Here is a 10,425-nt window from a genome sequence, read left to right as displayed (position 1 = left end):
CTCAATTACTCGGTGTGTAAAAAGTCTTCCTTGTAAGTGGTCGACTTCGTGTTGAACAATGACTGCTCCAAATCCTATAAATTTTTTGATATGCTTTTTACCTTTAAGATCCTGGTAAACTAGTTTTACACCACTTGCTCTTTCTGGATACCCCCAAATATTCTCAATAGACAAACAACCTTCTAATACTTTGTCAGCCTTATCCTTCTCTTTTTCTATAATTTTTGGATTTATAAAAGACTCATATTTACCACCTCTAGTGCTTTCCGGACGAGTGTTCATGACAAAAATGCGCTTTGCAATTCCCACTTGGACAGCCGCTAATCCCACACCCTCCGGATCCTTGGTTTTTTCTAAAGTGTCTATCATTTCCTCGACTAGCTTGAGCAGTTTATTATCAAATTTGACTATTGTCTCAGCTTTAGTAGTTAAGACATGAGCTGGAACTTGTATTACACGCATAAGGTTATTATATCAGCAGTTTATTCCTTAGGTGTCAACCTAACCCACTCCAGGAGTGGGTGTTATAATATAACACATATGAATATTAACGGTGATTACCCTCAGAAAATTAGCTGGAGAATAGATATATCTGACTATGATAATTATCTAGCTCCTTTTGGTGGTAAAACCCGCAAGAAAATCCACAAAGCGGAGCAACATCTAGCTGAAAACAACTACAATATCAAAGTTGACGACGTTAACGAAGAATTTATAGATAACTTTATCAAGATATACACCCGTCACATCCAGAGCATTGGCGGACAAGTGCATGATGTTAAATACAAAATAATTACCAAACCTCCTCATAGCTATCCCTATAAAGCTGTGAGCGTATATAAGGGGAATCAATACATCGGGGGACTTCTTTTTAGTGATCGGGGAGACCATTTGGTTACAGCATATAAAGCAATTCCACGCGACACCGGAATAAAACTACCCATTGGTATGTCATACCTTGTTGAGGCCGAATTATACAAGTATGCTCTCACTCATAATAAGCAGTATATTCGTCGTGGCAGGGACCGAAATTTATATGGAATAGAATTGGCAATTGGCATTGCTCTCTATAAACTACAGATAGGGAATTATCCTATACTTGTCCCTGATAAAAAATTAACTATCATAGACAGTTTTGACTGGAAAGGGCAAGATGTATTAGTATTCCTAGCGCCACAGGCTGGTAATAAGATAGATAAAGCAATAATGTATAGCACTAAGTCAGTTGATGAATTGCACACCGCATTTCACTTATTATTTACTAATAAATATGTAACGGTTGATATAACTAATATGTCAAGCACTAAGCGCGAAGTAAAGTTAAGTGAATATGTCCTTTCTCACATTAAACAGGCCCGTAAGGACGCAGGACTCTCTCAGCGAGACCTAGGTAAGGCTATAAAAGTTTCAGATAAGACAGTTAGTGCCTGGGAAGTAGGACGAGCAGAGCCATCCCTCAATACCCTTGAAGAGATAGCCGAAGCCCTCAATAAGCCAGTGGTGTACTTTGTCAAAGACGAAGACTACTCAACTGCCTCAAAACTAGTTGCTATCCAAAAAGAGCTCCAAAAAGTTGAAAAACTCATGGGAAGTGATAAATGAAGAAGAAGCTTTCTAACCCCTGTACAATATACCTTGTTCGCCACGGAGAAACAGATTATAATCTGGAGTTTCGCGTTGAAATTACAGGGTTTGACCCTGTAAATAGCGCTTGGTAACGGCCTGAACTAATTACAGTCTGAATGAATATCCTTCTTCAACATAACTACGAATTAAGGTGCTAAGTAAAGTTTGATAGGGGATATTTTTTTCCATAGCCTTAGCTTTAAGTTTGACTAGATCTCCTTGATTAACTCGAAAAGTTATTCGTATAGATTTCCAGTTACCTTGTTCAGTAGAATATAAAATCACAGGGTCAAACCCTGTAAATATATGTCCAAAATGTGGATCAATAGGTTTGCAGAGCTAAAAATACCTCACTTCTTCTTCCAGTCTAATTCCAAACTTATCCAGAACTAGCTGTCTTAATATCTCTGCTAATTCTTTTGCCTCTCTGGCAGTTCCATTACCTGCATTATAGATAAGATTTGCATGGAAATCTGCTACTTTTATATCTCCCACAGATTTACTCTTAGCATCTACTTCTTCCAGCAAATATCCAGCTGGAACTTTCCCAAACATAATCTTATCCTGGGGAATGCCTGAAAGTTGTTTTGTGGTTAGCTCGCTGACTAATATATTCTTAAAGTAGCTGCCTGGACACTTGAGAACGGGCAAATATTTCTGCTCTCTGGCTCGTATAATTTCTTGTGACTTTTTTGTCAATTCACTTATAGAACCTTTCCCAGCTAGTTTTAGTTTAACTCTTAAGATGGTACTATGCACGACTCCACTGTAGTGTTTAAAAACACTTGTCCTATATCCAAACTGACAATCTGTATTGCTAAGCCACTTTCTTGCTCCTTGGTCATAAATCTCAACCTCATCTACTAAGTCTTTAAGCTCTGTTCCATATGCTCCAGCATTGCCATAGATAGCTCCACCTATGGTGCCAGGAATACCAGATAAGTTTTCCATTCCCATCCAACCTAACTCTAGTGTTTTTTTTACCACATCCATAAGTAACACTCCAGAATCTGTGGTAAGCCCTAGATCTGTTTTATTTACTTCTATATTTCCAGCTTTAATATGCACAAGCGTTTCAGTTAATCCTTCATCTGGAAATACCACATTTGTTCCACCTGAAAAAACTCTATAGGGCTCTTTATCTTGCTCGAGCGATGTTAAAGCACTAACCAATTCATCTGAAGTGCTTACAGTAATAATTTTATCTGCAATCCCACCCAGACCAAAATTACTATAATCTTGCAGCTTTGCATTATTACTAATATTCATGACTTATGATTATACTTTGAGGCGATAGGGTTTTAATACTTTGCGTCCATTACTAAGTGTGGTTGTTATAATTAGCTTAGCTTCGGTTATTCTCGTATGATAGGTACATACTCCGCTAGAACAAGTTCCAAATAAGAGCTCCCGCTCGGCTCCATCTCCTTCACTGGGGTTGACTACTCCAATGACCGCTTCTTTTCTGCCGTTGCTTTTGTATGTTAAAGCGTAATCTACTTTTTTAGATACGATTAAATTACTAAACGTAATATTCAAGGCTTTGTGATCACTACCAAAACTTACCTTTGCAGACACACCTTTTGATTTACTGATAGGTGCGGATCGAACAGCTGGTCGATTTGCCGCGGCAACCTGTGGTAATAGTCGCTTTGCATCCACAGTCACGGGCAGTGACAAAGCTCTCAATAAAATCAGAAACAAAATTATTTTTTTCATTATGGCTACATGATATACTGGGTGGTAGGCTTATGTCAAAGGAAAAACGCGTCTATCTTGTATTCTTATTCATAATTGTAGTGGTTGTAATAGCTGCGCTCTTAATTAGAAGGCAAGCAACAACAAATGAGGATATAACCCCAATACTAGAAACCATTAAGACTTCTACCAGAGAAGCAGTACTATTTGAAGACGAAGCCGGTTTTTCTTTTAAGTACTACAATGACCTAACTGTTGCGGATATTACACCTGACGACGACGAACACTACTCACTATTATCTGTTATAGATAAAGACAAAAAACAACTAATCCAGATTAAGCTTATTGATACGAAATATAAAAAACTAAATGACTGGCTGAAATCTTGGGAAAAAGAAGCAAGTGTGACAGCTAAGCTTTCCGGTACCACCGCCCTTGGCAACATTGCTGCCAGCAACTACACAACCGAGAATCAGCTATTTACCGCCGCGATTGACCACGATGTGCTCTATCTGATCGAAACCATGAACCAGGAACCTGAAACCAGAAAGCTCTTCGAACTAATCATTCAAAGCTTTAAACTAGACCTACCTGAGTCCCGCTCACCAGAGAGTGGGACAATTGATACTACAATCTACGAAGCAGAGGAAGTTATTGAGTAAATCTTTTTTCTAGTCCAGCTTAATAGCTCGTATTAAAGGCTTAGCCTTGTTGTATTCGCTACTTTGTTAAATTGTGAATAGATACATATCGTCTATTGTCAATTTTTTCAACTTGTGTTAACATACAAACAATAAAAGGAGTAAATATTATGAGTATACAAATTATCCCAGCGACAGTTTCTTTTCCTTTAACCAGTTTGAGGCCTCTTTATAGCAGTGATCGGGGGAGGAAGCTTGTTGTGGAAGTAGATGTTAAATCTATGAAAAAAGTTAATGACCCAAATACTATTGATGAGATGGTTGCTGAAGCTAGGCTAGAATATGCCATGGGGAAAAGTAAAACGTTTACTTCAGCTGATGAGCTAATTAAAGAATTATATTCTTAACATAGCATGAAGATCAACCGTTCTTCTCAATTTAAACGGTCTTTTAAGAAACTGTCGACTAAGATAAAAAGGGATTTTGAGCAAAAAATAAAGATATTTTTTAACAACCCATTTAGTCCCTCCTTGCATACTCACAAACTTAAGGGAAATTTAGCAGACTACTATTCCTTCTATTTGAAAAATGGTCATAGGGTGCTTTTTGATTTTGAAGCTAAAAATACAGTTATCCTAGTGAATGTTGGTAGTCATGATGACTATAACAAATGGGGTCGTTGAGAAAAAATCGACAAAATATAAAAAACTAAATGACTGGCTTTTATCTTGGGAAACAGCACAGTCTACGAATCTGAAGAAGTTATTGAATAAATCATAATTTTAACAAATTCAACTCTCCTCAGTGTCAAACGTCGTGTCAAACGTCCGGCGTTTGACAAGAACCTTGTATTACTGAAGACCGCTGGTTACTCTAACTTTTTCTAGGAGTTTTGGATTAGTTAGAAGTTTTGCAGCTCCACGAACAACTGCTGTATGCGCATCGGGCTCTACCCATACTGGCATCCTAATTGCCTCGCAGATTCTCTTATCTAATCCCCGAAGTGTACCTCCACCACCAGTTAAAACAACACCATGCTCCATAATATCTCCCACCAACTCTGGAGGAATCTCCTCTACAATCTCATTGATACTCCGTATAATTTTATTTATTACACTATCTAAAGCCTCTCGCACATGATCTGATGATAATTTTACAGACTTTGGTAAACCTCTTTCAAAACCTCTTCCACGAAGCACATGATGTTTCCGCTTGCCTTCGTCTGGGTATGCAGATCCTATGGCGATCTTAATTTCTTCCGCGCTATTTTCTCCAATTATTAATGAATGTCGAAGTCGTACATAGCTAATTATTGCTTCATTCATTTCGTCTCCGGCAATTCTCACTGAGCTATTTAATACAATTCCTCCCAGTGAAATAATCGCAATTTCTGTTGTACCACCTCCAATATCAATAACCATCAACCCACGAGCCTTTTCTATGGGGAGTCCCGCGCCAATTGCCGCAGCCATTGGTTCTTCAATCAGGTATGCTTCGCGCGCTCCAGATTCCAAACAGGCTTCCCACACAGCGCGGCGCTCCACCTCGGTTACTCCAGAGGGGATTGCTACGATTACTTTGGGTCTTGGAACGTTTGGTAAATATGATTGCCATGTGCCGGGTGGGCGATAGTGAACTTTTTTAATATATTCCTGCAACATAAATTTAGTTGCGTCATAGTCAGATATAACTCCATGTCTTAAGGGGCGAAATGCTTCAATTGTTCTGGGAGTTTTGCCAACCATAGCCTTGGCTTCGTCTCCAATAGCTAAAACTCTTCTACTCTTTCTATGTCTAGCCACCACAGATGGCTCTCGAATCATTATTCCTTTACCTTCAACATATACCAATACATTTGCTGTACCTAGATCTATGGCTAAGTTGTGGGACATCGCACCAAAAATATACTTTAACATACCTACAATTATACAGCACACACCAGCTCAAAAAAATGTTAAGATAGAGACTACATGAAGAGATGCTTTAGCCTCACATCAAAGATACTTATCTACGCTTACTACGTCCTGGTGGTTGCAACGCCAGTTTTGGTCGTACCTTATACTTCTGAGTTATTTGAATTTAACAAAATGTTTTTAGTCTACGGTCTTACGATTGTGGTGTTTATAACATGGCTACTCAAAGTAATTTTAAGTGGCAAGCTGCAGATTAAAAGGAGCCCTTTAGATATTCCTATTGCACTTTTTCTTTTAACATTAGCCATCTCAAGCTTTGTTTCGATTGACAGACACGTCTCAATCTGGGGTTATTATTCCCGGCAACATGGGGGGCTTTTATCTGTTATTAGTTTTATCCTGCTGTACTACGGGTTTATTAGCAATGTAACTAAAGAAGCACTTCTTAAGATATTAAAACTTGCTATTTTTTCTGGAGCTTTAGTTGCGACATACGGAGTCTTACAGCATTTTGGAATAGATAAACATCTCTGGGTGCAGGACGTGGCGCGGCGTGTTTTTTCATCTATTGGTCAACCAAACTGGTTGGCGGCATATATGAATATTTTGCTTTTTCTTTCTTTAGGGCTGGGTCTAAATTATTACAAACAAAAGGAACCTCAAAACAAACTCAACCACATTATTCTCATGTATATTTTGCCTACTATCTTTTTTTTAACAATTCTTTACACTAAATCCCGCTCAGGCTTACTAGGATTTATTATTGCCGACGCCACATTTTGGCTATTAATATTTAGGCAGAGTAGGATAAAAAAAATCATTATTATCTTTCACGTAGTTCTTTTGCTCCTATCATTTATCACTGGGCTTAATGACACTCCTTTGCACAGATTTACTCTTCCTGGCATTGTGAGCAAATATAGGTCGAGCCAAATTGACGAAACGATCATAAATCGTGGACCAGGAACAGTGTTGAGTCTGGGAGGTACCGAGTCGAGCCAGATTCGAAAATATGTTTGGCAAGGGGCCTTAAATGCTGCAAATGCTAACCCATTTTTTGGAACAGGTGTCGAAACTTTTGCCTGGGCTTTTTATAAATATCGACCAGTTGAACATAACTTAACAAGTGAGTGGGATTTTTTGTACAATAAGGCACACAACGAATACTTAAACTTCCTAGCAACAACAGGATACGTTGGACTAGGAACTTATCTTTTGCTGATTTCCATCTTCATATTTTACTCTGTGTGTTTTATATTAAAAAGCTCTTCACACTTTGCTCTTCGCTCTTTACTAGCTGGCCTTTTTGCCTCTTGGATAAGTATTCTTGTTACTAACTTCTTTGGCTTTTCTGTTGTGGTAATTAGTATATTTTTCTGGCTTATTCCTGCAAGTTTTATGGTGCTTATTGGTTCCCATTCCAGGAATGTGCTTCACATCCCTGGAATGAGCATCTGGCTTAGGCGGGTCTTAATTATATTCATCTTGCTGCTGTCAGGATTGCTGCTGACATTACTTGCTAGATTTTGGTATGCGGATGTACTATATTCCAAAGGGCAAAATTTGGTTAGTAGTGGATATTCACTGGAGGGTAGACGTAAATTAGCCAAAGCTTTAAGTCTTAGACCAGATGAACCGCGCTACTGGAGTGAGCTAGCGTATGCTGAGGGGCTTTTGTCCCGAAGTGCCTACCAGAGAGAAGAATCTAGCCGGGCTGCTCAACTTAAAGCTGAGGCTATTTCTTTTCAGGCTGTGGCGCGCTCTATTTCTCCTAATAACTTAAACCTAGCCAAAGACAGTGTGCGCTTGCTTTATCTTCTATCAGAAACAGATCCAAAGCTCCTAAGTCTTGCCATATCCGAAATCAAAGAAGCTTTAGACTTATCTCCCAATGACCCTAAGTTACTATATAATCTTGCGCTTCTTTATTCTGGAGATGGAGAGCTAAGCAACTTGGTCATTCCAACCCTGAGGGAGTCAATTGAGCTAAAATCTAATTATCGAGACGCACGCATTCTCTTGGGATTATTCTATCTCCAGGCTGATCAAACAGAGTTGGCTAAGCTTCAATTTGAGTATGTCATAAATAATATTAACAGTAATGACCAGGAAGCAGCAGATTACCTCATGCAACTAGAGAAATAATAATATGAACTTGCGCTCAAATAGTCTTTATCTTATTATCTCCACCATTCTTGTCATCGTTGTTATCTACCTAGTTCGCTCTACCATTTCGTCTCAAGCCAATGCCTTGCGAAGTTTTATCTGGAAACAAAAAACCACGCTCTCCAATGAAGAAAAACAGACTTTGCAAGAACAGCTATATGCCTTTAAATTTGAAATAGTAAAGCTAAGAAATGAAAACGCGGCTTTGCGTATGCAATTGGAAGCTCCACTTTCACCAGAATTGGGATTATTACCAGCTCGCATAGTAGGAAACAGTCGTTATTTGTTTATTGACCAGGGAAAGGCAAGTGGTGTTAAAGCAGGAAGCGCTGTGGTTAGTCAAGAAATATTAATTGGCACTGTAATGGAGGTGGGGGAGCACTCCTCAAAGATTAAAGTTCTCACAGATCCCGAATCAAAGATACCTGTGCGAACTCAAAGTGGGGCACTGGGTCTTTTGCAAGGGGGAGATAACAAGTTAATGCTTACTCGCATATTGCAGTCAGAAACATTAAAAATAGGCGATCTTGTAGGAACTTCCGGTGCAGAGGGGTTGCCTGGTGGTATCCTTATAGGTGTAATAAATCAGCTTCTTGATGATAAGGTAGAGGTCTACCAGCAAGCAGTAATTTCTCCATCAATTGACTATCAGCTACTTACCTTTGTATTTGTGGTAATGTAGTTCCATGACTGTACGACTCGGGAAAGGTTTTAGTGATTTTGTAAGAAGTGAACAGCACCACGGGCAGGTTGCCAGCTTTGAACACGGCTTAAAACAAAGCATGGTTGCTCCACGCGTTATTCCATTATTTATTCTGTTTACCCTTATTTTAGGTATTCTATTTATACGCCTATTTTGGGTTACCTTAGTTCGGGGTGCTTACTATAAAGACCTTGCCGACGGCAATCGAGTAAATGAAGAAATAATCTGGGCCGAGCGGGGTGTTATTTATGATCGGAACAATGAGGAGCTTACTCTTAATAAGCCTATTTATAGGCGTGGTAGCTGGTCAAAAGAGAAGGGTCAGTCGTATGTGTATTATACACAGGAAGAATATATTAAACTTGAAGCTGCAGATGAGAGTGAGGGAATCGAGGAATTTGTCACTCGCTATTATCCATATAGCTCAACATTTGCGCACAGTATTGGTTATGTAGGTGAAGTAGATATTGACGAGGTAGAATCTGGAAAACAGATCGGCAGTTTAATTGGCAAGTCTGGATTGGAAAAGATTTATGATAATGGTTTGCGTGGACACGAGGGAAAAGTGCTTAGAGAAACCAATGCGGTTGGGGAGAATTTAAAAGAACTTGACCGCATTGATCCAGTTCCTGGAGCAAATCTTTACACAACTTTAGATATTTCCCTTCAAATCGTTGCGGCCGAAGCCATAGGAGATAAACCAGGCGCCGTGATTGTTACCATACCAACTACTGGTGAAGTTCTTGTAATATATTCTAATCCTAGTTTTGATCCCAATACATTTGTTGATCGTAGTAATGTAACTTTAATCAATTCATATTTTGAAAGCAATCGGCGTCCCTTGTTCAATCGTGCAGTGGGAGGTCTTTATCCACCGGGCTCTACCTTCAAGATAATTACTGCCACGGCAGGTCTTGAAGGTGGCGCCATAAACGCGGACACAATATTTACTGACAATGGCTTTATCCAGATCGGCAGATTTATCTACCGCAACTGGTATTTTACTCAGTATGGTCGTACGGAAGGAGAAGTAGATATAGTAAAAGCTTTGGCACGCTCTGTTGATACATATTTTTATGAACTAGGAGGTGTAACTGGAATTGAAGAGCTTGTCACCTATGCTAAGCTCTTTGGTCTTGGTCAGCTTACAGGCATCGCGCTTCCTGGTGAACTGCCTGGTCGTATGCCAGATCCTGAGTGGAAACTAAGCACAAAAAAAGACCGCTGGTACTTGGGCGATACATATATTACTGCAATAGGGCAGGGAGATATTTTAACTACTCCAATTCAGGTAAATCTTTTTACCTCTGTGATAGCAAGCCAAGGTAAACTCTGTAAACCGCTCCTTACCAAAGCTAAGCCAGATTGCACTGACTTAAAGCTTGCACCAAAGACTATAGATCTAATTACAGCTGGCATGACTAAAGCTTGTGAACCTGGAGGAACCGGTTACCCGTTTTTTAATTACAAAGTTAAAGTTGCTTGCAAAACCGGAACGGCGGAATTTGGAAACAAAGATAAAACCCACGCTTGGTTTACAGTTTTTGCACCAGCTTCTAATCCAGAAATAGTAGTCACGGTTTTATTGGAAGGTGGAGGAGCTGGATCAGATGACGCTGCCCCCATCGCCAAACAAATCCTGGACAAGTATTTTAAAACCCGGTTTTAAAATAAATTA

11 protein-coding genes are annotated in these 10,425 nt (G+C 39.3%); 7 read left to right on the top strand and 4 right to left on the bottom strand.

What is annotated here, in order from left to right; all coding sequences use genetic code 11:
* On the bottom strand, positions 1–462 hold a 462-nt coding region (gene def / locus CO050_00330; protein ID PJC32357.1), incomplete at its 3' end, for a peptide deformylase.
* On the opposite strand from def, the gene CO050_00325 reads away from it, so the two are divergent.
* Entirely contained in the window at positions 436–1,602 is a 1,167-nt protein-coding gene (locus CO050_00325; GenBank protein ID PJC32356.1) for a hypothetical protein, read from the top strand. The two genes, def and CO050_00325, sit on opposite strands and share 27 nt — an antisense overlap.
* Before the next feature lie 363 nt (positions 1,603–1,965).
* On the opposite strand, the gene murB is transcribed toward CO050_00325, so the two are convergent.
* Together murB and CO050_00315 are read right to left on the bottom strand one after the other, a co-directional pair.
* Positions 1,966–2,895 carry a UDP-N-acetylenolpyruvoylglucosamine reductase gene (gene murB / locus CO050_00320; protein PJC32355.1) on the bottom strand — a complete coding sequence of 310 codons (930 nt, stop codon included), beginning with the start codon at positions 2,893–2,895 and terminating at the stop codon, positions 1,966–1,968.
* A 9-nt stretch (positions 2,896–2,904) separates the two neighbouring features.
* Positions 2,905–3,345, bottom strand: a complete 441-nt coding sequence (locus tag CO050_00315; GenBank protein ID PJC32354.1) for a hypothetical protein — start codon at positions 3,343–3,345, stop codon at positions 2,905–2,907.
* 32 nt (positions 3,346–3,377) lie between these two features.
* Between CO050_00315 and CO050_00310 the strand changes: the two genes are divergently transcribed.
* The 3 genes from CO050_00310 (at position 3,378) to CO050_00300 (ending at position 4,648) form a co-directional block, all read left to right on the top strand.
* Complete coding sequence (locus tag CO050_00310; protein PJC32353.1) at positions 3,378–3,986, top strand: hypothetical protein; 609 nt, start codon at positions 3,378–3,380, stop codon at positions 3,984–3,986.
* A gap of 149 nt (positions 3,987–4,135) precedes the next feature.
* Positions 4,136–4,372: a hypothetical protein gene (locus tag CO050_00305; GenBank protein PJC32352.1), complete on the top strand. Its 237-nt coding sequence runs from the start codon at positions 4,136–4,138 to the stop codon at positions 4,370–4,372.
* 6 nt (positions 4,373–4,378) lie between these two features.
* On the top strand, positions 4,379–4,648 hold the full coding sequence (locus tag CO050_00300) for a type II toxin-antitoxin system mRNA interferase toxin, RelE/StbE family (protein PJC32351.1): 270 nt from the start codon (positions 4,379–4,381) through the stop codon (positions 4,646–4,648).
* Positions 4,649–4,816: 168 nt separating this feature from the next.
* Here the strand turns inward: CO050_00300 and CO050_00295 are convergent, their stop codons facing one another.
* Positions 4,817–5,881 carry a rod shape-determining protein gene (locus CO050_00295; GenBank protein PJC32350.1) on the bottom strand — a complete coding sequence of 355 codons (1,065 nt, stop codon included), beginning with the start codon at positions 5,879–5,881 and terminating at the stop codon, positions 4,817–4,819.
* Positions 5,882–5,935: 54 nt separating this feature from the next.
* Here CO050_00295 and CO050_00290 point away from each other — a divergent pair, with 54 nt between their 5' ends.
* Genes CO050_00290 through CO050_00280 form a run of 3 tightly spaced genes read left to right on the top strand, consistent with a single transcriptional unit; the run spans position 5,936 to position 10,416 of the window.
* Positions 5,936–8,023 (top strand): hypothetical protein, encoded by a 2,088-nt coding sequence (locus CO050_00290; GenBank protein PJC32349.1) that lies wholly within the window; start codon positions 5,936–5,938, stop codon positions 8,021–8,023.
* A gap of 4 nt (positions 8,024–8,027) precedes the next feature.
* On the top strand, positions 8,028–8,726 hold the full coding sequence (locus CO050_00285) for a hypothetical protein (GenBank protein PJC32348.1): 699 nt from the start codon (positions 8,028–8,030) through the stop codon (positions 8,724–8,726).
* 4 nt (positions 8,727–8,730) lie between these two features.
* Positions 8,731–10,416, top strand: coding sequence for a hypothetical protein (locus CO050_00280; protein ID PJC32347.1), 1,686 nt, complete (start codon positions 8,731–8,733; stop codon positions 10,414–10,416).
* Positions 10,417–10,425: the final 9 nt, after the last annotated feature.

This window comes from Candidatus Roizmanbacteria bacterium CG_4_9_14_0_2_um_filter_38_17 (assembly GCA_002788855.1).
GTDB lineage: Bacteria > Patescibacteriota > Microgenomatia.
This window is presented reverse-complemented; position numbering and strand designations above follow the sequence as displayed.